This is a genomic window from Pseudoalteromonas sp. H105, from assembly GCF_001469215.1.
Taxonomy (GTDB): Bacteria; Pseudomonadota; Gammaproteobacteria; order Enterobacterales; family Alteromonadaceae; genus Pseudoalteromonas.
The window spans coordinates 575,253-599,830 of the sequence record NZ_LOFH01000001.1 but is presented as its reverse complement, the minus strand read 5'-3'; the positions used below and the strand labels follow the sequence as shown (position 1 = coordinate 599,830).

The 24,578-nt window shown below is 39.3% G+C and carries 18 protein-coding genes; 12 read left to right on the top strand and 6 right to left on the bottom strand.

Annotated features, from left to right (window positions below; translation table 11 throughout):
• Window positions 1–7 precede the first annotated feature (7 nt).
• Window positions 8–1,924: an ABC transporter ATP-binding protein gene (locus tag ATS75_RS02605; RefSeq protein ID WP_058558857.1), complete on the top strand. Its 1,917-nt coding sequence runs from the start codon at window positions 8–10 to the stop codon at window positions 1,922–1,924.
• Between the two features lie 11 nt (window positions 1,925–1,935).
• Window positions 1,936–3,675, top strand: a complete 1,740-nt coding sequence (locus ATS75_RS02600) for a DUF3466 family protein (RefSeq protein WP_058558856.1) — start codon at window positions 1,936–1,938, stop codon at window positions 3,673–3,675.
• 73 nt (window positions 3,676–3,748) lie between these two features.
• On the opposite strand, the gene ansA is transcribed toward ATS75_RS02600, so the two are convergent.
• Both ansA and sppA read right to left on the bottom strand, forming a co-directional pair.
• Window positions 3,749–4,759 (bottom strand): asparaginase, encoded by a 1,011-nt coding sequence (gene ansA, locus ATS75_RS02595; protein ID WP_058558855.1) that lies wholly within the window; start codon window positions 4,757–4,759, stop codon window positions 3,749–3,751.
• 72 nt (window positions 4,760–4,831) lie between these two features.
• A complete protein-coding gene (sppA, locus tag ATS75_RS02590) occupies window positions 4,832–6,694 on the bottom strand; it encodes a signal peptide peptidase SppA (protein ID WP_058558854.1) in 1,863 nt (620 codons plus the stop codon).
• A gap of 219 nt (window positions 6,695–6,913) precedes the next feature.
• On the opposite strand from sppA, the gene ATS75_RS02585 reads away from it, so the two are divergent.
• Window positions 6,914–8,875: an FAD-dependent oxidoreductase gene (locus tag ATS75_RS02585; protein ID WP_058558853.1), complete on the top strand. Its 1,962-nt coding sequence runs from the start codon at window positions 6,914–6,916 to the stop codon at window positions 8,873–8,875.
• Between the two features lie 63 nt (window positions 8,876–8,938).
• Entirely contained in the window at window positions 8,939–9,625 is a 687-nt protein-coding gene (locus ATS75_RS02580) for a DoxX family protein (protein WP_058558852.1), read from the top strand.
• Window positions 9,626–9,733: 108 nt separating this feature from the next.
• Here ATS75_RS02580 and ATS75_RS02575 read toward each other — a convergent pair whose 3' ends face one another.
• Entirely contained in the window at window positions 9,734–11,581 is a 1,848-nt protein-coding gene (locus ATS75_RS02575) for an ABC transporter ATP-binding protein (protein WP_058558851.1), read from the bottom strand.
• A gap of 65 nt (window positions 11,582–11,646) precedes the next feature.
• Window positions 11,647–11,967: a DUF962 domain-containing protein gene (locus ATS75_RS02570; RefSeq protein WP_058558850.1), complete on the bottom strand. Its 321-nt coding sequence runs from the start codon at window positions 11,965–11,967 to the stop codon at window positions 11,647–11,649.
• Between the two features lie 160 nt (window positions 11,968–12,127).
• On the opposite strand from ATS75_RS02570, the gene ATS75_RS02565 reads away from it, so the two are divergent.
• Window positions 12,128–14,284: a prolyl oligopeptidase family serine peptidase gene (locus ATS75_RS02565; protein WP_058558849.1), complete on the top strand. Its 2,157-nt coding sequence runs from the start codon at window positions 12,128–12,130 to the stop codon at window positions 14,282–14,284.
• Window positions 14,285–14,420: 136 nt separating this feature from the next.
• Here ATS75_RS02565 and ATS75_RS02560 read toward each other — a convergent pair whose 3' ends face one another.
• Window positions 14,421–15,710 carry an anti-phage deoxyguanosine triphosphatase gene (locus ATS75_RS02560; protein ID WP_058558848.1) on the bottom strand — a complete coding sequence of 430 codons (1,290 nt, stop codon included), beginning with the start codon at window positions 15,708–15,710 and terminating at the stop codon, window positions 14,421–14,423.
• A gap of 203 nt (window positions 15,711–15,913) precedes the next feature.
• Here ATS75_RS02560 and ATS75_RS02555 point away from each other — a divergent pair, with 203 nt between their 5' ends.
• From ATS75_RS02555 to ATS75_RS02545, 3 genes are all read left to right on the top strand, one after another.
• The gene (locus tag ATS75_RS02555; RefSeq protein WP_058558847.1) at window positions 15,914–16,723 is read left to right on the top strand and encodes a glucosaminidase domain-containing protein; all 810 of its coding nucleotides are present in this window, start codon (window positions 15,914–15,916) and stop codon (window positions 16,721–16,723) included.
• Window positions 16,716–17,378, top strand: coding sequence for a DUF2987 domain-containing protein (locus tag ATS75_RS02550; RefSeq protein ID WP_058558846.1), 663 nt, complete (start codon window positions 16,716–16,718; stop codon window positions 17,376–17,378). The genes ATS75_RS02555 and ATS75_RS02550 overlap by 8 nt, the downstream gene beginning before the upstream one ends.
• A 123-nt stretch (window positions 17,379–17,501) precedes the next feature.
• On the top strand, window positions 17,502–17,978 hold the full coding sequence (locus ATS75_RS02545) for a GreA/GreB family elongation factor (RefSeq protein WP_058558845.1): 477 nt from the start codon (window positions 17,502–17,504) through the stop codon (window positions 17,976–17,978).
• A gap of 310 nt (window positions 17,979–18,288) precedes the next feature.
• Here ATS75_RS02545 and ATS75_RS02540 read toward each other — a convergent pair whose 3' ends face one another.
• Complete coding sequence (locus ATS75_RS02540; RefSeq protein WP_058558844.1) at window positions 18,289–19,299, bottom strand: GlxA family transcriptional regulator; 1,011 nt, start codon at window positions 19,297–19,299, stop codon at window positions 18,289–18,291.
• Between the two features lie 127 nt (window positions 19,300–19,426).
• Between ATS75_RS02540 and ATS75_RS02535 the strand changes: the two genes are divergently transcribed.
• The 4 genes from ATS75_RS02535 (at window position 19,427) to ATS75_RS02520 (ending at window position 24,487) form a co-directional block, all read left to right on the top strand.
• The gene (locus tag ATS75_RS02535) at window positions 19,427–21,325 is read left to right on the top strand and encodes a beta-ketoacyl synthase (protein WP_058558843.1); all 1,899 of its coding nucleotides are present in this window, start codon (window positions 19,427–19,429) and stop codon (window positions 21,323–21,325) included.
• A 167-nt stretch (window positions 21,326–21,492) separates the two neighbouring features.
• Window positions 21,493–23,298: a M14 family metallopeptidase gene (locus ATS75_RS02530; RefSeq protein WP_058558842.1), complete on the top strand. Its 1,806-nt coding sequence runs from the start codon at window positions 21,493–21,495 to the stop codon at window positions 23,296–23,298.
• Complete coding sequence (locus ATS75_RS02525) at window positions 23,298–23,939, top strand: MBL fold metallo-hydrolase (RefSeq protein WP_058558841.1); 642 nt, start codon at window positions 23,298–23,300, stop codon at window positions 23,937–23,939. The genes ATS75_RS02530 and ATS75_RS02525 overlap by 1 nt, the downstream gene beginning before the upstream one ends.
• Window positions 23,940–24,028: 89 nt before the next feature.
• Complete coding sequence (locus ATS75_RS02520) at window positions 24,029–24,487, top strand: Lrp/AsnC family transcriptional regulator (RefSeq protein WP_058558840.1); 459 nt, start codon at window positions 24,029–24,031, stop codon at window positions 24,485–24,487.
• Window positions 24,488–24,578 lie beyond the last annotated feature (91 nt).

Here is a 24,578-nt window from a genome sequence, read left to right as displayed (position 1 = left end):
AGACAACATGGATTTAATAAGAATTTCTAAAGCACAGTTAGCATACGGTACACACCCACTTTTAGATGACGCAGATGCAGTGATTGAAACCGGTGAGCGCGTGTGTATCGTTGGCCGAAATGGGGCTGGTAAATCAACGCTTTTAAAAGTACTTGATGGTCAGGTTATTTTAGATGATGGTGAAATAAACCAACTTGGTGGCCTTAAGATTTCCCGGTTAGAGCAAGATCCACCAAAAGGCGCCAGTGGCACTGTATTTGATTATGTCGCACAAGGAATGCCTGAAATTGCGAACCTTTTGATTGATTATCATCATGTGAGCACACAACTTCAAACTGAGTGCACGGATAAATTACTTAATCAATTAGAGCGATTATCTAACCAGCTAGAAGCTGCTGATGGGTGGCGTTTTGATAGTCGAATTCAATTGGTTCTTACCAGATTAGAACTCTCTCCTGAGGCCAAGTTAGAGTCATTGTCAGGTGGTTGGTTACGTAAAGTTGCGTTAGCACGTGCACTAGTGAGCGAGCCAGATTTACTTCTTCTTGATGAGCCTACTAACCACTTGGATATGGACAGTGTCATGTGGCTAGAGCAGTTTTTAAAAGAGTTTAAAGGCGGTATTGTGTTTATTTCGCATGACCGTGCGTTTATTCGCGCTGTTGCTACACGTATTTTAGATTTAGACCGTGGTAAATTGATCTCATATCCTGGTGATTACGCGACTTACCTTGAACAAAAAGCGCATGATTTAAAAGTTGAAGAAACTCAAAATGCATTATTTGATAAACGCTTAGCTGAAGAGGAAGCGTGGATTCGCCAAGGAGTAAAAGCACGACGCACACGTAATGAAGGGCGTGTCAGAGAACTTAAACAACTTCGTGTAGAACGTAAGCAGCGTGTAGAGCAAGTTGGTAAAACTGACTTTAATATTGAAACGGCTGATAGATCAGGCAAGCTTGTTTTTGAAGCAAAGCATATTCACCATGCCTTTAAAGATAAAGTGATTGCTGATGACTTTTCTACATTAGTTATGCGTGGCGATAGAATTGGACTCGTTGGTCCAAATGGTATTGGTAAAACTACACTGTTAAAATTATTGTTTGGTGATTTAGCATCAGACAGCGGTGATATTAAACAAGGCGTAAACCTAGAGTTTGCCTATTTTGACCAATATCGACAAAAGCTAGATGAAGAGGCGACAGTACAAGATAACGTTGCTGAGGGTAAACAAGAAGTGATGATGGGCGGACGTTCACGTCATGTGCTTGGATATTTACAAGACTTTTTGTTCCCACCGGCACGAGCTCGAACACCGGTTAAGGCTTTATCAGGTGGTGAGAAAAACCGTTTATTATTAGCAAAGCTATTTTTGAAGCCCTCTAATATCTTGGTTCTGGATGAACCAACCAATGACTTAGATATTGAAACACTTGAATTGTTAGAAGATATTATTAATCAATATCAGGGGACAGTGCTAATTGTAAGCCATGACCGTGAGTTTATTGATAATACATGTACGAGTGTTTGGGCGTTTGAAGGCAATGGTAAAATTACGGATATAGTAGGTGGTTACAGTGACTATGAGGCCTATATAACTTATCTTGCTGAAGAACAAAAAAAACAAGCTGTGACACCGGCCAAAACAGCGGTAAAAGATGATTCAAAATCACAAAACAAAACAGAGACTAAAGGTAATAAACTCTCTTACAAATTAAAACTTGAATTAGAACAATTACCCAGTAAGCTTGAGCAAATTGAAAAGGCAATTGAAGATCAGCAAGTAGTTGTAAACGACGCTGATTTTTTCAAACAGGATGCAACAATCACTTCTCAAGCATTGAACCATTTAGCACAACTAGAGTCTGACCTTGAAGCTGCCCTAGAGCGCTGGGAAGAATTAGAAGATTTAAAGAATCAGTAGTAAGGACTAAAATGAAATATAAATTACTCGCTGCTAGTATTTTAGCAACGATGAGCACAACCGCTTTAAGTGCTACCTATAAATTGACCGAACTGGGTTCATTTGATGAAGCAAAACATAATTATGTGACAGACGTTAGTGAAAATGGTCATCTAATAGGGCTTGTAAATGGACTGTATAATCTTCCTATTGATATCAGCTATATTGATTTCAATGATAGTTTAATAAAAGACGCTTATAAAGCGGCAGAAGCTAACTTTGAACTTATTGATAAAGAAATTACTTTCACTTTAGATGATATTGAAAATAACAATGCAGCAGCGACTAATCCAGATGCGCACAGTTTCATGTTATCTTTTTTGAGTGCTCGTGGCACCAATTCACAATACCAGAAATTAGGTAACTTAGCGGCAATTCGTTTTCCGGGAAACCAGCAACCCGCCCAAGAGCAAACACTTTTTGATGTCGCATCGGTTGATTACGATGGTGTAACTCGATCAGTTAATGCGTTTTATAATGCGGTTGCAGACGATGGTGTATCTGTAGGGTGGGGAAGCTCACCTTATGAAAAAGTGCAATTTACACCTGACGGTGAAACTGAAGAAGAGACACACTTCGTTCGTGACTTTATAAACCGCGCAGCGGTTATTTCAGACACCGGTGTCGTTGTTGAAATTCTCCCTCAGTTTGATGAGTTCGGTGGTATCAGTGCCGCGAATGATATTGTAAAAACTGACGATGGCTATGTTGTTGTAGGACAAACATCAGTCGGTATTCCTGATGACAGACAAGAAGATATTGATGATAACTGTGATGGATTAGATGAGCCTATTAGTGTATGTATTGAAAACTTATACCGCTCTACATCAACTCGTCTGTTTAATGTTCGCGCTGTTAAATGGACATTAGATACAAGCCTCAATGTAACTGGAACTGAGCAATTAGGGTTTGGTGTTACTCCTGAGGATGACGAAGGGTTTGCTTTTGTCAGTAATGCTTTAGCTGTTAATAGTAATGGCGTGGCTGCAGGTACTTCTGATATCCGTGACAACACGAGCTCTAGCAGAATTAGATCACTGCCGGTTTATTATAAAGACGGTAAAGTTGAAGAAATTGTAGATCAGGATGATGATTGGTTTGATGGTAAATCAACTGCAATCAACGATAATGATATTGTTGTTGGTTATGCGCTAAAGCCGATTGAAGGCGCTAATCGCTACAAGTTTTTCTATCACGATATTGCAACTGGCTCTACGGTATTTCCAACCGATTTCTTTGGCAGCTCAAGTTCATTCGCAAATGATATAAACGATAATGGTATCATTGTTGGTGAAGGTGAAACAGACGTATTTAACGTTGGTTCTCGCCGTCGTGAAGCGTTTATGTACAAAATTGGTGATGATGAAATAACAAACATTAACGATTTACTGCCATGTTACGAGAGCGATGGTGAAACGCGTTACAAGTACCTTATGTCAGAAGCAAAAGCGATTAACAATGATAATGAGATATTTGGCGTTGCAACAAAAACCGTAGAAAAAACAGATACGTTGGGTGGTGTCGTAGTAGGTTTAGACGGCAACATTGAGTACGAAAGTGTGGTGGTTGCAGTTAAACTAACACCTGTTGCAGGTGAAGTAGACACATGTTCAGACGAAGAGACAGAAACGTATGAGCGTCAATCTGCCAGCTTCCCATGGTACAGTTTATTGCTGTTACCACTTGTTGGTTTGCGCCGTATATTGCGCTAGTTAATATTTTTTAATAAAAAAGGCACGCTCTAAAGCGTGCCTTTTTTGTATCTAATTAAGGGAGATAGTGTGTTTATCGGCTAAGTTCGCCACGAAGGTTATCTTGCATAAGATGGCGAATAGTTTCTACTTCAAGGTTTTGGCTCAATAAATAATGTAGTTTGGTTAAACAGGCTTCAAGGGTCATATCATAACCACTAATCACACCACTGTTCAATAGTGCATTACCTGTTGCATAACCACCCATGTTTACATGCCCTTTTAAGCATTGCGTAAGATTTATAATGACGATCCCACGCTTACTCGCGGCTGATAAGATTTCTAAAAAAACAGGGTCTTGAGGAGCATTACCCACACCAAAACTTAACAAAACCAGTGCTTTAATATTGTCGTTAACTAAGCTTTTAACGACATCATGGCTAATTCCAGGGTATAAATAAAGCACACCGATAGGTTGAGGGGTAATACTATTCACTTGTAATTCGTTTTCAACATAGGGGCTAAGTTGTCCCTTCAAAAGTTGAATATTGATACCAGATAGTGCGAGAGGCTCTAAATTTGGTGATGCAAATGCATCAAAACCATCAGCATGGGCTTTCGTTGCACGATTCCCTCTGAACAACTGATTATTAAAGAATAAACTCACTTCTGCGATAGGGTAATTGGCTGCAAGGTACATCGCATTCAATAAGTTTACTTGGCCGTCAGAACGTAATTGCGATAAAGGTATTTGTGACCCCGTTACGATGACTGGCTTGGTAAGGTTTTCAAACATAAAAGAGAGTGCAGACGCTGTGTAAGCCATTGTATCAGTGCCATGAAGTACAACAAACCCATCATAGTCTTGGTATTTACTTTTTATATCTTCTGCAATTAATTGCCAATGAGCAGGGGACATATCAGATGAGTCTATGAGTGGTGAATACTCATGTATATCAAAAAAAGGCATTTCATCACGGTTAAACTCTGCGTTATTGACTACAGTTTGTGTTAAAAAACCATCGGCAGGGATATAGCCGCGACTTGATTTTTTCATACCGATGGTACCACCGGTATATGCAATGTATATACGTTTGCGTTTCATAAAAAAGCCCAGTAAAAAAACTGGGCTTAGTATAACCGTTGAGGTTAAAGAGTACAGTCGTTGAAGACTAAATTACTCAATAACATCACACACGATACAACGTGAATAGATATGTTGAGGGTCATTATAATCTTTTAAATTATTAACCTCCGTGCTGAACTTATTGACAAGTGAGTTCACGTTTACCCTATCAGCAATCATGCTGCTCGTCGTTGTGCTGCCAATGAATGATTTTATCATTGCGCTGCCGAAGATATCTTGTAACATTTGCTCCTGAGGTGACAAACTGTGCTCGATTGTTTTTACTTCATAAAAATCAAGCTTAGCCATTGCCGCGGCTGCATCAATCGCATCTTGTTTATTCCCTAGTTTATCAACTAGTCCCAATTCAAGCGCTTGTGAGGCAATCCAAACTCTGCCTTGAGCAATTTTATCAACTTGTTCAGGTGTCATATTTCGCGCTTCAGCGACAACATCTAAAAAGCGTCTATAGGCATCTTCAACACTCAGTTGTATCACTTGGGCCATTTTATCATTCAGTGGACGCGCAATTGATAAGCCTGCCATTTCAGTCGTGGCAATACCATCAGAGTAAATGCCCATTTTTGCCATCGTGTTTTCAAAAGTCATAAAGCTACCAAAAACACCAATTGAGCCTGTGATTGTACTTGGTGCAGCCCAAATTTCATTGGCAGCAGAGGCAATCCAGTAACCGCCGGATGCTGCAACAGAACTCATTGAAGCAATAACAGGTTTACCTGCAGCTTTAATTGCAAGCACTTCAGCACGAATTACTTCAGAGGCAAACATACTACCGCCACCTGAATCTATTCGTAAAACAACGGCTTTTACTTTATCATCTAAACGCGCTTTACGTAATAAAGCAGCTGTCGAGTCACCACCAATTTCGCCAGCACGTCGCTCGCCATCAACAATAGTACCTCTTGCCACAACCACTGCAACTTTCTCCGTGATTGGGTTATCAAATTCAACTGGAGGCTTAACGAGAGTTAGGTAATCATAAAAAGAAACTTGGTTGAAGGTTTTACCAGTTTCTTCTGCACCAACTAAGTCAATTAACTGTTGTCTAATCTGTTGGTTAGATTTTAGTGAGTCGACCCATTGGTTTTCTAAAGAGTATTTGCCAGAGTCACCGTTAACAGCTTGCATTTTAACTAACAACTCATTCATTGTTTCATCAAAATTCGATTCGTCAAAAGGGCGCACAGCCGCGATATCTTGCTTGTATTCCTGCCATAATGCACCTAACCAAACGCTATTTGCTTCTTTTGCCGCGTCTGACATGTTATTGCGAATAAAAGGTTCAACGGCAGATTTAAACGTTCCAACCCGGAAAATATGTTGTGTAACAGCCAGTTTTTCAAGTGCATCTTTAAAATACAGCGGAAACATGCCGTAGCCTTCAATCGATACGCCGCCATAAGGATGCATTGTTACTTCATCAGCATGTGCTGCAATATAATATTGCGCTTGAGTATAATAGTAACCTGTTGATATTACTTTTTTACCAGTCGCTTTAAATCGCTCAATAGCTTGTGTTATTTGTTTCAGCTTATTTAGGTGAGCATTGGGCATTTTTTGAAGATCAAGCAGAATCAAAGTAATGCGGTCATCATTGGTGGCTTCATCAATAACGGTAATAATATCGTCAAGTAATATTTCAGCAGGCACTTCATTGCCCATTGTTGCGTCATTAATTGCTGCTTCAACAGGATCTACGTATGTTTTTTCTTCTACAATAGGTCCGTTGAGGTTAAGCCTAAGCACAGATTTGTCTGCCACTGTAATTTTATCTTCGTCACTTGTAATTGAAACAAAAAATAAAATAACTAGCAGTACAAATAAAAAGTTTAGAACTAAGCGGCGAGAGAAATTTAACCCTGCCCAAAGACCTTTAAATATCTTTGCTATCAAAATAAATCCTTAATATGGTACACCTTATTACTAATCCTATAGTAGCTTAGAACTAAAATAAACTTAACTGTTAAATCGTAACTAAGTGTTTATGTTTAAATATATCTTCACCTTAGAGGTCGAATTTTATGTTTTTATTATTCACTTATTGCTTAATGCTTGCCAATCTAGCAGAATTGGCTAATGTATAGAGGTTAGACCAGTTATTTGGGGCAAAAAATGTTAGAACAACAATTACAATTAAAGCATACGCATTTACGTAACCGTTTAGTAATGGGATCAATGCATACCGGCTTAGAAGAAGGCTGGCATAATAGAAAGCGTCTAAAAGCATTTTATCAAGCACGTGCTAAAGGTGGCACAGGGATGATTATTACGGGGGGTTACAGCCCAAATATAAGAGGTAAGTTAACGCCAATCTCTTCATCGTTTAATAATTTTTATGATGTCATAAAACACCGTGCATACACTGATGTGGTGCATCAAAATGGCGGTAAAATTTGTTTACAATTATTGCATGCCGGTAGATATGCGTATCATCCCTTCAATCAAGCGCCTAGTGCTATTAAAGCACCTATTAACCCGTATAAACCCAAATCAATGTCAATTGGGTCCATAAATAAGACCGTTAAAGATTTTGCCCATTCAGCTAAGCTTGCACAGAAAGCTGGTTATGATGGTGTTGAGATCATGGGCTCTGAGGGCTACCTCATCAATGAGTTTATGGCTCCACATACTAACCAGCGGGATGATCTGTATGGTGGTAGCCTTGAAAACCGTATGCGTATGGCTATTGAAATTGTTGAAGCGGTGCGTGCAAGCGTAAGCGACAGTTTTATTATTATTTTTAGGTTGTCTGTAATGGATTTGATCCCAAATGGATCGACACCTGATGAAGTGACAATTCAAGCGAAAGCACTTGAAAAAGCCGGGGTAGATATACTTAACACAGGGATAGGTTGGCACGAAGCTAGGGTCCCTACGATTGCAAGTATGGTTCCACCGGGTGCCTTCAAAGAAGCGTCAAAACGATTGAAAGACGTTGTATCAATTCCTGTGATCGCGGTAAACCGTATAAATACACCGCAAATAGCAAACGATATTTTAAATGCTGGTGAAGCGGACCTCATTTCAATGGCGCGACCTTTACTCGCAGATCCTGAATTATTTAATAAATATCAATCACAGCAAAGTAAACATATCAATGTTTGCATTGGGTGTAATCAAGGGTGTTTAGATCATGTATTTAAAGGTAAGCGTGCTACATGTTTGGTGAATCCACAGGCTGGATTTGAATTAGATTACCCTTTAACGCACGTGGAAAAAGCAAAAAATGTATTGGTGGTTGGCGCAGGCCCCGCTGGACTCTCTGCTAGTTGCTATCTAGCACAAAAAGGCCATAACGTCACGCTTATTGATAGAAAGCAGGATATGGGGGGTCAATTCAATCTGGCAATGCGTATTCCTGGCAAAGAAGATTTTAATTATACACTCACGTATTTTATAAATGAACTTGCTCGGTTAAATGTAAAAATTGAACTCGGAACAGACTATGCCGAATCAATGCTCGATAGCTATGATGATGTTGTATTTGCTACAGGTGTAAGGCCAAGGGAAGCAACATTCAGTTGTAAAGATGGTAAACGTGTTTTTGCTTATGATGAAGTTATTCGAGGTGAAGTTGAGCTCGGTAACTCAATAGCAATTTTAGGCGCAGGTGGAATTGGTTTCGATATGGTGGCATTTTTAAGCGAAAGCCCTAAGCAAACTATTAATGACTTTAAATCACAATGGGGCATTGAATGTGATGCCGCTCCCCACAAAGATAGCCGTCAACTGTACATGTTAAAGCGAAGTGCAGGGCGTTTTGGTAGTGAGTTAGGTAAAACAACCGGCTGGATCCATCGCCAAGTAGCTAAACAACACGGTGTTAAACAAATTTCAGACTGTGAGTACATAAAATTTGATAATCAAGGTTTAACAATTAATGTAGCTGGAGAAGAACAAGTACTTCCTGTGGATACGGTCATTGCTTGTATCGGGCAGGTATCAAATAATGAAGCGCTCAGTTCACTCGATGATAATCCAAAAGTGCATGTGATTGGTGGAGCAAAATTAGCTGCGGCCATTGATGCTAAACGAGCTATTTATGAAGCCCTTCAAGTAGCACGTACAATCTAAGTGAAATAAACCTTTCCCCTAAGCGGTCTTGTAATTTAGAGCATTAAATTTAACAGGACCGCTATGATTTCGACTCTTATGTACACCTATTCTGCCGTTATAAAACGGTTATTAATTGCAGAGGGTATTCCTGCACTTGTCTTCAGGCTAATACTTGCCCCTGTTATGATTATTGCTGGTTATAACAAGCTTAATATTAGCCAAAATGTGACGAGTTTTTCTGAGTTCTTTTTAGCCTCAAGTGATGTTGTAAATTGGTTTGGAAACGAAGAGTGGGGCTTAGGCTTACCTTTTCCAGATGTATTGGCTTTTCTTGCAGGGTGGACAGAATTTTTAGGGGGATGGTTATTACTAATAGGGCTATTAACACGACTAATAACTATCCCACTTATGTTTACCATGGTTGTGGCTGCTACAACGGTTCATTGGGATAATGGATGGTTTGCAATTACACCGACAGATTCAAGCACTAGTGCTGCAAAAGTGTTAAATTGGTTTGCCATACCTGGTGCTGATGAAAGTTTAAAAAATTCTGATGAGGTTAAAATACGTATAGATAAAATACGGGAATTGGTTGAAAGTAACGGTTACCCCGACTATCTTTATGAGCGCGGAAAACCGGTCATCTTAAACAATGGCATCGAATTTTCTGCCATTTATTTTGCGATGCTACTTAGTTTGTTTTTTACAGGCGGTGGGCGTGTTGTGAGCGCTGATTATTGGATAAAAAAGCGGGCTAAGCTTAGCTAAATATTGTTACTTCAATAGTCTCAATAAATAAACGTATCACACATACTCCCATAAACTAACGGCGTTTGTGAGAGTATGCAAAAATAAATACGTTATTGGTGTTGATTATTAATCAACACCAATAAAACCACCCGTCTGATGCGCCCACAATGCAGCATAAATACCATTTTTAGATAATAATGCCTGATGACTACCTTGTTCAACAATACCGCCGTCATCCAGGACGATTAGTCTGTCCATTTGCGCTATGGTTGAAAGTCTATGTGCTATTGCAATCACTGTTTTGCCTGTCATTAAATCATCTAAACTGGCTTGTATTGCAGCTTCCACTTCTGAGTCAAGGGCACTTGTCGCTTCATCTAATATCAGAATAGGCGCGTTTTTTAACAATACACGCGCAATTGCAATGCGTTGACGTTGGCCGCCAGAAAGTTTCACGCCTCTTTCACCGACCTGAGCGGCAAAGCCTTTATTCCCTTTGCTGTCTTCTAGATCCTCTATAAACTCGAGTGCTTTCGCTTGTTTCGTTACTTCGAGCATTTGTTCATAGGTGGCATCTGGTCGACCATAAAGAATGTTTTCTTTTACAGAACGGTGTAATAAAGACGTGTCTTGCGTCACCATGGCTATATGCTGTCGTAAGCTTTCTTGCGTCACATTGGAGATATCTTGTCCATCAATGTGAATTGTCCCTTTATCAACATCATAAAACCGTAATAAAAGGTTAACCAGTGTTGATTTACCGGCACCTGAGCGACCCACTAAGCCTATTTTCTCTCCCGGTTTAATTGTTAAATTTAGCCCATTAATAACCGGTCCACGGTTGGTTTCATTGGCCGCTTTGCCGTAATTAAAATGTACATTTGTAAAATTAATTTGGCCTTTATCTATCTTCAAAGTGTGCGCATCAGGCTTATCATCGACATCAATTTTAGTCGAAAGTGTTTTCATACCATCGCTGACAGTGCCAATGTTTTCAAACAAACTACTAATTTCCCACATAATCCACTGTGCCATACCGTTTAAGCGTAAAGATAAACTTATTGCGATAGCGATTGCTCCAGCACTGATTGCACTTAAAGACCACAAGTAAAGAGAAAGGGCTGCAACACTAAACACCAATATATAATTAAGACTATTTATGCAAAAATTTAAGCTGGTAACTAATCGCATTTGTTTATAAACAGGCTGTAAAAATACATCCATGCTTTCTTTTGCATATTCTTCTTCGCGTTGCGTGTATGAGAAAAGCTTAATCGTTGCAATATTCGTGTAACTATCAACAATCCTACCTGTCATCTCAGATCGTGCATCAGCTTGTGAGCTTGCAATGCGTTTTAACTTCGGTACAAAATACAGCTGGATTGCACTATACAGAGCAAGCCATGTAAGCAGCGGGATCATTAATCGCCAATCTGCTTCTGCCACTAAAAATACCATCGCACCAAAATAAACGACGATATACATCAGTACATCAAGTAATTTCATTACAGACTCTCGCACAGCAAGCGAGGTTTGCATTACTTTAGTGGCGATCCGTCCAGCGAATTCATTTTGATAGAAACTAACACTCTGACGAAGTAAATAACGATGGGCAAGCCAACGAATCGACATCGGATAATTCCCTAAAAGTGCTTGATGTAAAACTGCTGAATGAAAAAATACGACAATAGGTAACACAACTAACAGAACTAACGCCATTTTAATGAGTTCAGATTTTTGCTCTGTGAATAATGTTTGTGGGGTATAGATTGCGAGCCAATCAACAAGTTGGCCCATGTAGCTAAACAAAGACACTTCCAAAATAGCCAGCATTGCAGCACTAATAGACATTAAGAAAAGGGACACCTCCATCCCTTTAGTGTAGTGCCTGCAAAATGCAAATAAGGTGGCGGGCGGTTGAGACGGTTTTTGATCTGGAAACGGCTTGGTCATCCGCTCAAATAATCGATACATTTTAATATCTTAAATAGCAAAAATTACCGCTACTATAGCACTGTGGGTAATTAATAAAAGGGAGGCTACCATGGGATTTTTCCAATAAGCATATCTTTAAACATTACCCAATCACCCCATAAACTGTAAAAGGGATGCTTAAACGTAGCGGGGCGATTTTTTTCATAGTAAAAATGGCCAATCCATGCAAAGCCATAACCAATAACAGGGATGAACCAAAGTAAATAAAACTGGCGGCTTAATGCTGAAAATACGAGTAAACAAACCACCAGCATACTGCCAACAAAGTGGAACCGTCGACATATTTTGTTTTCATGTTCAGATAAATAATAAGGGTAAAATTGTTCAAATGAAGTAAAGGAAGTGAGTTTATTGTTGTTATTCATTTATGATTCCTTAATAAAATAAAAGCCCATTGTAGCGCCTTATTAGTAAAGGTTTACATATTTTCACAGTATTAGCCTGCATTAGTCGCATTAGACTAGACAACGCCTCTGTTACTAAATAACGTGCTTGACTAAATTTATAATCATAAAAGAAGATATCATGTTAAAGAAAGTCTTAGCTTGCGCTGTGGTTGTCGCGTTAGGTGGTTGTAGCGATGCACCTTCTACTTCAAATGAAAATGATGCAAAAAATGAAGCGCCTAGTGTGCAGTCATTGGCATATCCTGATACTAAAAAAGGGGCTGTTGTTGATGTTTACTTTGATCAGAAAGTAGCTGACCCATATCGTTGGTTAGAAGATGATATGAGCGAAGAGACGGCACAGTGGGTTAAAACCCAAAATAAACTGACTTTTTCATACCTTGAAGACATCCCATATCGTGACAAATTAAAGGCCAGCCTTGAAAAATTAATGAATTACGAAAAAGTGACCGCCCCTTTCGTAGAAGGCAAGTACACATACTTTTACAAAAATGATGGGTTACAAAATCAATATGTACTTTATCGTAAATTAGGCGATGCAGATGCCGAAGTATTCTTAGACCCGAACACCTTTAGTGAGGATGGGACAACGTCAATGTCTGGTCTTACATTTTCTGAAGATGGTTCGTTAGCTGCGTATCAGATTTCTGAAGGCGGCAGTGATTGGCGTAAAATTATTATTATCGATACTGAAACCAAACAACCCATTGAAGAGAATCTAGTTGATGTTAAATTCAGTGGAATTTCATGGCTTGGAAACGAAGGGTTTTATTATTCGAGCTACGACAAACCGAAGGGCAGTGAGTTATCAGCTAAAACAGATCAACACAAAGTATATTTCCATAATTTAGGGACAGCGCAAAGTGAAGACGAGTTAGTTTATGGTGGCACAGAAGCTGAAAAACACCGTTACATTGGTGCATCAGTGACCGATGATAATCGTTATTTACTCATTTCAGCCAGTGTGTCTACATCAGGAAATAAGTTATTTATAAAAGACCTTACTCAACCTGATAGCAAACTTATAACAATTTTAGGTCACACCGAGTCAGATACTTATTTACTTGATAATGAAGGCAGTAAGCTCTTTTTGGTGACTAATTTAAATGCGCCAAATAAGAAGGTGGTAACGGTTGATGCGACAAACCCTACCCCTGATCAATGGCAAGACTTAATTGCACAAACAGATAATGTGTTAAGCATGTCAAAAGGAGGGAACTACTTCTTTGCTAAATACATGGTTGATGCAATTTCTAAAGTTCAACAATTTGATAAATCAGGTAAGTTGGTCCGTGAAATCAATTTACCAGGCGTTGGTACGGCAAGAGGTTTTAGTGGTAAGGAAGAGAGCGAAACACTTTATTATTCTTTTGCAAATTACACTACACCAGGCAACACATTCGCATTTGATGTAAAAACAGGTGAATCAGACGTTTATCGTAAATCAGGCGCAAAGTTTGATTCTGAGGAATATAAATCGGAGCAGGTTTTTTATACATCAAAAGACGGTACAAAAGTACCGATGATCATCTCGTACAAAAAAGACACGAAGCTAAATGGTAAAAACCCAACAATTTTATATGGCTATGGTGGTTTTAATGCCAGCTTAACACCGCGCTTTAGCTCAACAGTCGCTGCGTGGCTTGAGCAAGGCGGCGTATATGCTGTCGCAAATATTCGAGGTGGTGGTGAGTACGGCAAGGAGTGGCACGATGCAGGTACTCAATTGCAAAAACAAAATGTATTCGATGATTTCATTGCTGCGGCAGAGTACTTAAATGAGAAAAAGTATACGTCAAGTGACTATTTAGCACTACGTGGTGGGTCAAATGGTGGCTTACTTGTAGGCGCTGTTATGACTCAACGTCCTGACTTGTTTAAAGTCGCACTGCCTGCGGTAGGCGTGCTTGATATGTTGCGTTATCATACGTTTACTGCTGGAGCAGGTTGGGCTTATGATTACGGTACGAGTGAACAAAGCCAAGAAATGTTTAATTACTTAAAGGGATATTCGCCAGTTCATAATGTGAAAGAGGGGGTTGTTTATCCAGCAACATTAGTAACTACTGGTGATCATGATGACCGTGTTGTTCCTGCACATTCTTATAAATTTGCTGCAGAGTTACAGTCGAAAGGAGCGGGGAGCAATCCATATCTGATCCGTATTGAAACCAATGCGGGGCATGGTGCGGGTACACCAACAAGCAAGATAATTGATCAATATGCTGATATTTATGGCTTTACCCTATATAACATGGGTATAAAGTCACTTTAATTTTTAAATAGACGCCGAAGTCGTTACTTCGGCGTTTTTTCAAACACTATTTTAATCAGGTACTTTTTTTCCGCATTTACAGCAGTCAACCAAGTGCTTTTATTCAATGATTAGCAAATAGTAGTGCATCTTAAATTCAGTTGTTGCTTGAAAATAGACGCTGATGTGTTTTAAATGCATACTCATCTGTCATGCCACTTAAGTAATCACAAATAACACGTTGTGTGCTCATGCCATTATCTAGTGCATGCTTATAAATATATGCTGTTGTTTCTGGTAATAGCCTGAGAGGTTCACATGAAAAAGCCTCAAATAACTCTATGATTAATTTTTGGCCCTTAAACTCAATTTGTTGCATATGTGATGCACGAATTAGGCGTTGGTAAATAAAGGACTTTAACGTATCCAGTAAACTTTGATATTCACCAGATAAATCCACCGTGTAATTCAATATAGGGCAATCAAACGTTATTTCAGTTGGGGTGATGAAAGATTGTGTTATAAACAGATTAACTAATTCACCAATTACATCTTTTCTTTGTGCCTCAGACCTTAAAAATAACCTTGCTGTTAATTCACTAGTTTCAAGCCATTGGCAATCTACTTTATTCAGCGCTGGGACTGCATAATTCTCCCATTCCTTTAATGTAATTTGCTCTGTTGCTATTGCGTCTTCTAAGTCATGTACGGCATAGGCTATGTCATCAGCTAACTCCATAATTGCAGCATCAAGCGATTTAAAAGACGTTTTAGATCGAAATTTATCAAACTCGCTAAACTGGCTTAAGTTCAGCTTATCTTGCGCAGACAATGGATCAATAATCCACTCAAATGTTTCTTTGTCGTCCAGATAAAGCCCCTTAGCTGGTCGCCAATCATCCGCTTTTATAAACGCTCTTTTCGGATTATGTGTTGGTATGGTATGCCATAAGTTGTCTATAAATGCGGGGTACTTAATAAAGCCTAACAGCGTGCGTCTTGTTAAGTTCATCCCATGGCCATCACTATAAGGTTCTAAGCGAGATACTATCCGAAGTGTTTGTGCGTTACCTTCAAACCCGCCATGCTCCCTCATCATATAATTAAGTGCTATTTCCCCCCCATGACCATAAGCTGGGTGGCCTATATCATGTGCAAGACAAAGCGTTTCTAATAAACTTTGATCAGGGAAGTAATTAAAGTGTGGGTGTTGTTTTTCTAGATGGCGAAGTAAGCCACTGCCAATTTGCGATACTTCTAAAGAGTGGGTTAGACGAGTACGATGAAAATCATTAAGGCCTATACCCATTATTTGAGTTTTAGCTTGTAGGCGTCTAAATGCTGCTGCGTGAATTATACGCGAACGGTCTACTTGCCAGGGAGAACGGTTATCGTTCGGTCTTGATTTATTCTGATTAATGATTCTACTTTGCCACTCTAATTCCATTAATAAGATTCCGCTTAATCAGTGATGTGTATATGTCGATTGTAGCTGATTTATTTAGATTAAAAATCCCCATGAAGATAATCTTTTTCATGTAAATAACAACATTAGTTTGCAGATTCGCCTTTATTTAGTGCCTTAGGTATAATGGTCTATCAGTGCATGTGGTTTTGCCATGCATAAGTGTCAGTTTTCTTGGAGAATACATGCTAAAGCATTCCATTCGTTTATTACTTTGTCTGTTTTTTATATGGGCACTACTTTACCCATTTATTCAGACCACAGAGTCTGTTATTGAACCAGAGGTCGAGAAAAAAGCAAAACCTCATGTTAAGAAAAAGGAACAGCCTCTTCATAATGTAAAATTGCCAAAATTTAGTGCGTTTGCAGATGTGAAAGACAAGAAAAAAGCCTTTTTTGATTTTATACGCCCACATGTTGAAGCTGAAAATAAGAAGATATTACAACAGCGTGCAACACTTGAGATTGCTTTAATGATGCTTCAGTATGATGAGCCGCTGAACAGCAAGCAAACAACGCAAGTAAGAACAATTTTGGGTAAATATAAATTACCCACTGAAATTAATACGATTTCATTAACACAAGCGTTAAGACGTGTTGATATCATTCCAAAAGAAATGGCTCTGATGCAAGCTGCTAATGAATCGGCGTGGGGCACCTCTCGTTTTGCGCGAATTGGCTTGAACTTTTTTGGCCAGTGGTGCTACAAGAAAGGGTGTGGCATGATACCGAGCAGACGCAATACAGGGGCTGCTCATGAGGTTGCTGCTTTTCAATCTGTGCGTCAAGGGGTCGCTTCGTATTTTAAAAATCTAAATACACATGCCGCTTACAAAGACCTTCGCTCTATTCGTGAAGATTTACGTCGTCAGCAACAACCGCTGGCTGCAAATAAGTTGACGTATGGTTTGATGTCTTATTCTGAACGTGGTGAAGAGTATATAAAAGAACTAAATCAAATGATTAAACATAATAAGGCATACTTTAATGAATAAATATAAGGCACTATTTTTCGCCTTCGCTGTTATTTTTTCGGTGCTAAGTACTCACGTACAGTCGAATGAGTTCGTCGTTTCTTATGATGGGTTTTACGACCGCTTAAAAGTGGTTAATAAAGGCGACTTCCAGTTTGCACAGGTCAATTTTTATATAACTGATATTGCTACAGGAGATGCGTGTTTAATTAAAACTGGGCGTATTATTACAGAACGTCAGGAATTTGCGCTGAACTTTACCGATCAAGCGCAATTGTTATTACCTTACGATCAACAATTAGATAAAGACAAAGCTGTGATTGTTATTGAACCCATTAATGAGCAACATGATTGCCAATTAAAACTGCAAATAGAAGCACGTGAGTTTGCTAATAGTAATTTGAATAGACAGCAAATGTATCAACTTAATGCAGAATTTGATGATTTGTTATCAGATTTATCAGGTTTTTTCATCAGTAAATTAATGAGCTTCTTACTGCCAGAGCAAAAGGGGCTTGTGCTTACTTTTGCACAGACAGTAAATATTGAGGATAAAGCATTTGAGTGTAAAGACACTGTATGCCATGTAGCTATTCCAGATGAATGGGAAGATGATAAAACGGCATTTAGTATTCCATCTCCTTTGGTAAAAGTGACGCCTTGGATTGCTAATTAATCACTTTTTTAATTTATAATGCGCTAATGCTCAGAGTATCAGTGCATTATATTTTATTAGTTAATGAATCCATAACGCCATACCACTCAATCCCACACGAAATTTAATGAATAATTTATACGCATGAATAAATCACACATAATTGAGCATTTACGGTTTGCACTTCAAGCGCAGCTCACAACCGCACAAGCTGCAGCCAAGACGGCCCATGATGCAGCTACTCATGTAGAAAACATTGCTGAAAATAAATACGATACCCTAGGGCTTGAGGCAGGTTACCTTGCGCATGGCCAAGCTCAACGGGTTAATGATTGCCATTTAAGTCTCGTTGAATTTGAAAAAGTATTCAAGGAACCAATAAAAGATAAGGTGTCGTTGGGTTCGCTTGTCGGCGTATCTGATGAAGATGAGCAGCGAAAGTGGTACTACTTAGGCCCAATGTCAGGAGGGTTATCTGTTACAGTGAAAAGCGAGTTGGTTTACGTGCTAACACCCCAATCGCCGCTAGGTAATGAATTGATGAATAAACAAAGAGACGATGAAATATCTTTCACCATAGCAGGCAAGTCTCAGCAATTAATAATTGAAGCAATACTGTAATTTTTGACAACGCTTATTTATCTTAACGGTAAAAATATCTCGCTGGTCATTGGATTAATAACCAGTTATAAACAGCACATAGCAATTGCTAAAGCCCCCATTTTGTTAAGTCATAGCGTATCTGTATCAAACCTAAGCTTAGCATAATGGGTGTTTCTATTCATAAGTTATATTTTTGGCATCTATTGGTACTATGATTGGAGCACGTCACCTTGAGGTTTCTATTTTAGTGACTACTTTATGGGATAAGGATTGAATTCGGGCAATATTTAAAAGTGATGTAGAGGCGTCCACTGTCACGTTTAAATTTTTAGCCAAATAGTTTGCGTCTAACAATCGCTCTATAATCCGTGGGTGTTTGAGATAGGTATTTTTTAAACACTCTCGTTAGGTGACCCTGATCACTATAACCAACCTCTAGTGCAACTTCCTGAATAGTAAGGTTAGATGAAGCTAACAGCTCTTTTGCTGTTTGCACGCGAAGTTTTTGCCAATATTCTACCGGGCTTTGATTTGTCGCATTCTTAAACCGACGTGTAAAAGTGCGATAGCTCAAACTAAATAAAGCGGCTACCTCTGTTAAAGTATGTTCACCAGATAAGTTATTTTTAAGCCAAAATTGGATTTGTGCAATCAGTTCATCGGGGTGTTTATCAACGGCCCCTTCAAGATAGCGTTGATCTTCGTAAGGCTTTCTTATTTCATGTGAGAAATTTCGCTCAACATGTTGTGCAGCGTGTTGACCATAATATTGACTTATAATATGCACAATCACATCTGCAAGGGCGTTTAAGCTGGCAACACTGTAAAGCCGTTCTGATTGGGTTATAAAAAAGTCAGGCTTTAGAGATACGTTAGGATAGTCTCGTTTAAATTGGTCAGCATAATGCCAATGGGTTGTGGCAGGGTGACCATCTAGCAGTTTAGCTTGTGCGAGTAAACAGTTACCGGTACCCACGCCAACAATTTGGCTGCTGTTTTGCCAACTTTGTCCCAGCCATTTCACTAAACCACTATTTTCTCTCACAACAGGACGGGGATTTCGCCAAATCCCCGGTACAATAATTAAATCACTCTTTGGAGCAGACTCGAAAGTGCAATCAGGTATGATTGATAAGCCGGTCCTATTTTGAATTGGACACTGATGCTCCCCCACCAAATAAAGTTCTAATGGGCGAAATTCGTCTTTCGCTAAATGACTTCTCGCAAATGCTTCTCCAGCCTTAAGCATCTCAATTGGGAGCGTTAAGCTGGTGATTAATAGATGTTGATACACCAACAAACTGATTTTGAGTGGGGAAGTAGCTGTTTTTATGTGCATTCGATTGCTCCGACCAGTTGTTAATGGCGTGTTCAGCCTAATATTTGGCTATTAAAGCATAATTTCAATGTGGGTATCCATCTAAACTGCAGTTATATTCATTAACACGTTTTCTTCAAGGTAAATTATGACAGCATTACCCGTTATTGTTGGTATGGGCGGTATAAACGCCGCAGGTCGTACGTCGTTTCATCAAGGTTATCGCCGTATCGTGTTAGACAGTTTAGACTCAAAAGCGCGCCATGAAACATTTTTAGGCCTAGCCACTTTAATGAACCTTGTTAAGTTAGAACAAGGAAAATTAGTTGATCAACAAGGTCAGTTAATCGAGCAATCGGACATTGAGTCTAAATTTGGCAAACAAATAATTGAAGGTACATTAATAAGAAAAATCGAAAAAAATCACTTCGATGTTGATGCGACACCTTGGCAACAAAAAATGACGCTCAGTGTATCAAACGATCAAAAGATAGTGTTTGAAACACGTGCACGAGATTTACCACAACCCGTTCCGGCATCTTGGCAAGTGGAGCAGCTTGAAGGTAAGAAGGTAAAGGTGACTATTGCTGCTGATTTAGAGATAAAACATAACAGCACACGTGACAACCCTATTAAAGCTGCGGGCCAATTACCAACAGGTTTTGATCCGGCTGTTATGTATAACAGCCGTTATCAACCTCGGGGTTTACAAGCAACCATTTTTGCAGCAACTGACGCAATCCGTTCAACAGGACTAGATTGGCAACAAATAATGAACAGTGTGCAACCAGATCAAATTGGCACTTATTCAGCGTCTGTTGCAGGACAGGTTAATGATGAAGGCTTTGGTGGCTTAATTCGTTCTCGCCAACAAGGAGAACGAGTGAGTACAAAGCAGTTAGCTTTGGGCCTAAACACAATGTCGACAGATTTCATTAATGCTTATGTGACAGGCAATGTTGGAACAACATTTACTACATCAGGTGCGTGTGCCACCTTTTTATATAACTTACGTGCTGCCGTTAATGATATTCAAGCAGGGCGAACGCGTGTCGCTGTTGTTGCGTCATCTGAATGTGCTTTGACCCCTGAAATTATTGAAGGGTTTGGTAATATGAGTGCATTAGCGAATGAAGAAGGTTTAAAGCGGTTAGACAATACCGATGTAGTTGATCATCGCCGCACAAGCCGCCCATTTGGTGAAAACTGTGGCTTCACTATTGGTGAAGGCGCTCAAGTTGCTATTTTAATGGATGACGCACTTGCTTTATCGCTTGGCGCAGACATCATGGGTGCTATCCCAGATGTGTATGTTAATGCTGATGGTGTTAAAAAATCCATTACCGCACCTGGACCAGGTAATTATATTACCATGGCAAAATCGGTTGCACTCGCGTCAAGTATATTAGGGCAAGAGTCAGTTCAAAAGCGTAGTTTTATTTTGGCACATGGCTCAAGCACTCCACAAAACCGTGTAACAGAATCCCTTATTTATCATCGCTTAGCGCAAACATTTGCGATTGATAACTGGAAAGTTGCAGCCCCTAAAGCTTATGTAGGCCATACCATAGCACCTGCAAGCGGTGACCAACTGGCTATGGCATTGGGTGTATTCAGCCACAATATTATGCCAGGTGTTACGACCATTGATAAAGTGGCTGATGATGTTCACTCTGAGTATTTAGATATTCGCACTGAACATTATAAATGTGATGAAATGGACATCGCATTTATTAATTCAAAAGGGTTTGGTGGAAATAACGCAACGGCGACAGTGATCTCTCCTTTAGTAACCATGCAGATGTTATCAAAGCGCCATGGCGAGCAAGTTATGAATGCTTATTTACAAGCCAACAAATCCATTAAATCTGCGCAAGTTAAATACCAACAACAAGCAGATCTAGGTCATTACGAACTAATATACCGATTTGGTGATGGCATGATCGATGAAAACGACATTATTATTACAGACAAAGCTATGCAAATCCCCGGTTTTGAAAAAACCATTGCACTTAGTCAATCTAATCCTTATCAAGATATGTTTTAAGCACATTCTTGAGTGGCAAGGCGCTATTATAGCGCCTTTTTTAATGCCTTATAATTGTCGTCTGTCATTGGCTGCATTTTTTTGTTGAATCACCGCACTTTCCGCGACCCGTATTATTTCCTTGTTATAATTTCAAGCTATTACAAAGGCTAATGTTTGAGAATCCTATGATCGCCAGTTTATTATTGCTCAGTGCTACTGTTACTTTAGATAGCCATCTTCCGCCGCTTTTGCCATGGCAAGGGAAAAGCATACAGTTAATGCAAGATAATGGTCCTTTAACAACTGATTTCGAACTGAGTGAAGGTTTAAATTCTCCAAATTACGAACAAACAATGGCTTTTGTTGACCGTTTAGTCGCGGCAAATCCAACTCAATTCCAAGTTCAGACTATTGCAAAAAGTAATGCTGGGCGTGAAATAAAAATGCTGGTTGCAAGCGAAGATGGGTTGTTTTCGGCTGAACAGCTTATTAATAATTCAAAACCTACTATTTTTATCCAAGCGGGTATTCATGCGGGTGAAATTGACGGCAAAGATGCAACATTCATGTTGCTTAGAGATATAGCTACAGGCAAACGACGAGATATTTTAAACAAAGTTAACATTTTATTTATTCCAATATTGAATGTGGATGGCCATGAACGCCGAAGCCAATTTAATCGGATCAATCAACGTGGGCCGATTGAAATGGGATTTAGGACTAATGCAAATAACTTAAACCTAAATCGCGATTATACAAAATTGGATACACCCGAAGTCCGAGGTGTCATGCACGTCATCAATCAATATTCTCCTGATCTGTATGTTGATGTTCATGTGACCGATGGCGCTGACTATCAATATGATGTGACGTATGGTTATAATCCTGTATTTGCAAGTGAGTCTCCTAGTGTTTCAGAGGCACTTGATCAGTACTTTAAACCCGTTATAGATGAAACATTAGAAAAACAGGGACACATTCCGGGTCCGCTTGTATTTGTGATGGATAAGCGTGAATTTAAAACAGGATTAGCTGGTTGGGTAGCAACACCGCGTTTCTCCAATGGCTGGGGCGACCTACGTTCTTTGCCAACAATCTTAGTTGAAAACCACTCATTAAAGCCATACAAGCAGCGTGTTTTAGGGACATATGTATTTCTAGATGGTGCAATATCAGCTTTAGCAGAGCACAACCAACAAATAAAGCAAGCTGTTAACAAAGAGCGGGCGTTTCTGCCAACGCAGCTTATCGTTAAGCGTGCTTATGCGAAAGAACCTAATACGTTAGAGTTTAAGGGTATAAAGTACAGTAAAAGCAAAAGCGCGCTGAGTGGTCAAACTGAAGTTAAATACATTGGTGTAAAGCAACACTACGACGCACTGCCTATATTTTGGCAAAAAGACGTTGAAAAAACAGTCAATGTGCCGGCTGTATTTTATATACCCCCCGCCTATCCGCATATAATTGAAAAGCTGAAATTACATGGCATTAAAGTTGAGTCTGTTACTCAAGAAGAGAGAGTATCAGACTTATATGTTGCTAAAGTAAAAGATCATCAATTTGATAATGCGCCTTTTGAAGGTCGTTTTAGGGTTCAAGCTGAGTTTGATTATCTAAACGTTGACAATATGATTTTGACTGGTTGGTCTAAAGTTAAAACGATGCAGCCGTTAGGCGAACTTGCTACACACTTACTTCATCCAGAAGCGCCTGATTCATTTTTTGCATGGGGAGAGTTCAATACCATATTTCAGCGGACTGAGTACATGGAAAACTATGCACTTGCACCGTATGCAAGACACATGCTTAAAGATAAACCAGCGTTAGCACTCGAATTTGATAAGAAAATTCGAGAAGATGCCGCATTTGCTAATGATGCGCAAGCTCGTCTTGATTGGTTATATCAACGCACTCCATTTTATGATCAAGCCTACTTAAAGTATCCGATTTTAATGTCGTTTAATACTCAGAAAATCGAAAGTGCACAATAATGGATATCATTACTTTACCCGTTACTGCATTTTCGCAAAATTGTCGTATTCTAATCTGTAAAACAACCCGTCAAGCGGCAATTGTTGACCCTGGAGGGGATGCAGATAAAATAATTGCAGAGCTTGCAAGGCACAATTTAGAATTACAATGCATATTGTTGACCCATGGTCACCTTGATCATGTCGGAGCCGCAAAAAAGTTAGCCGAAGAATTCAAAGTTAAAATAATTGGCCCTCACGAAGGTGAGCGTTTTTGGTTTGATGCATTGCCTATGCAAGCGAAAATGTTTGGCTTAAAGGTCATTGAGCCTTTTTACCCTGATGTTTGGCTAAAAGAAGGCGATGTGTGCAACGTGGGAAATTTAAAGTTTGCTGTGCGTCATTGTCCAGGGCATACGCCTGGGCACATCGTTTTTTATGAACAATCACAGCAGGTTGTGTTGGTAGGCGATGTTATTTTTAAAGGGTCAGTAGGGCGAACGGATTTTCCTAAAGGGGATGCCAAGCAGCTAGTGAATTCAATTAAAACGAAACTATTAACGATGCCAGATGAAACACGAATTTTGTCAGGGCACGGCCCAGACACAAGCGTTGGAATAGAGCGCATATCGAATCCATTTATAAGTGGTAAGTTTGGCTAGTTACGCATAAAAAATGCATGAAAATACAAGACGCAGCACCTAAAGCGATGTATAATTTTATTAATTTAGTAAAATAATAAAGTAATATAATGTCTTTAAATCAAGTTGACCGCCAGATTTTGGCACTATTACAGCAAGATGCTAGCCTTTCAACCGCAGATATTGCAGATAAAGTCGGGCTTTCACAATCCCCTTGCTGGCGTCGTATAGCCAAGCTAGAGCAAGATGGTTACATCAAGGGCAAAGTTGCTTTACTTGATGAGAAAAAGCTAGGCTTTGATATGCTTGTTTATGCGCATGTACGCCTTTCAAATCATGGTAGAACAAATTTAGCAGAGTTTGAACGTTTGATATTAAGCTATGATGAAGTAACAGAGTGCTACAGTATGGCAGGTACTATGGACTTTATGTTGCGTATTATTTCCAAAGGTATTGAAGGTTATGAGCAGTTTGTTCGTGATAATTTGTTAAATCTCGAGTTTGTTCAAGAAGTGCATTCAAACGTCACTATGACGTGTGTTAAACGCAGTACTTCTTTACCACTTTAAACATGTCCTCTCATTGATTTACCCTCGGGTATCCATTCAAATCTAGTAAATGCACTATACTCAATAGTGCATTTAGAATAACCAATTGTTA

What these genes read in the sequence shown, in the direction of transcription:
- ATS75_RS02605 (WP_058558857.1), top strand. Translation starts at nt 8, where the DNA reads ATGGATTTAATAAGAATTTCTAAAGCACAGTTAGCATACGGTACACAC.
- ATS75_RS02600 (WP_058558856.1), top strand. Translation starts at nt 1,936, where the DNA reads ATGAAATATAAATTACTCGCTGCTAGTATTTTAGCAACGATGAGCACA.
- ansA (WP_058558855.1), bottom strand. Translation starts at nt 4,759, where the DNA reads ATGAAACGCAAACGTATATACATTGCATATACCGGTGGTACCATCGGT.
- ATS75_RS02585 (WP_058558853.1), top strand. Translation starts at nt 6,914, where the DNA reads ATGTTAGAACAACAATTACAATTAAAGCATACGCATTTACGTAACCGT.
- ATS75_RS02580 (WP_058558852.1), top strand. Translation starts at nt 8,939, where the DNA reads ATGATTTCGACTCTTATGTACACCTATTCTGCCGTTATAAAACGGTTA.
- ATS75_RS02575 (WP_058558851.1), bottom strand. Translation starts at nt 11,581, where the DNA reads ATGTATCGATTATTTGAGCGGATGACCAAGCCGTTTCCAGATCAAAAA.
- ATS75_RS02570 (WP_058558850.1), bottom strand. Translation starts at nt 11,967, where the DNA reads ATGAATAACAACAATAAACTCACTTCCTTTACTTCATTTGAACAATTT.
- ATS75_RS02565 (WP_058558849.1), top strand. Translation starts at nt 12,128, where the DNA reads ATGTTAAAGAAAGTCTTAGCTTGCGCTGTGGTTGTCGCGTTAGGTGGT.
- ATS75_RS02560 (WP_058558848.1), bottom strand. Translation starts at nt 15,710, where the DNA reads ATGGAATTAGAGTGGCAAAGTAGAATCATTAATCAGAATAAATCAAGA.
- ATS75_RS02555 (WP_058558847.1), top strand. Translation starts at nt 15,914, where the DNA reads ATGCTAAAGCATTCCATTCGTTTATTACTTTGTCTGTTTTTTATATGG.
- ATS75_RS02550 (WP_058558846.1), top strand. Translation starts at nt 16,716, where the DNA reads ATGAATAAATATAAGGCACTATTTTTCGCCTTCGCTGTTATTTTTTCG.
- ATS75_RS02545 (WP_058558845.1), top strand. Translation starts at nt 17,502, where the DNA reads ATGAATAAATCACACATAATTGAGCATTTACGGTTTGCACTTCAAGCG.
- ATS75_RS02540 (WP_058558844.1), bottom strand. Translation starts at nt 19,299, where the DNA reads ATGCACATAAAAACAGCTACTTCCCCACTCAAAATCAGTTTGTTGGTG.
- ATS75_RS02535 (WP_058558843.1), top strand. Translation starts at nt 19,427, where the DNA reads ATGACAGCATTACCCGTTATTGTTGGTATGGGCGGTATAAACGCCGCA.
- ATS75_RS02530 (WP_058558842.1), top strand. Translation starts at nt 21,493, where the DNA reads ATGATCGCCAGTTTATTATTGCTCAGTGCTACTGTTACTTTAGATAGC.
- ATS75_RS02525 (WP_058558841.1), top strand. Translation starts at nt 23,298, where the DNA reads ATGGATATCATTACTTTACCCGTTACTGCATTTTCGCAAAATTGTCGT.
- ATS75_RS02520 (WP_058558840.1), top strand. Translation starts at nt 24,029, where the DNA reads ATGTCTTTAAATCAAGTTGACCGCCAGATTTTGGCACTATTACAGCAA.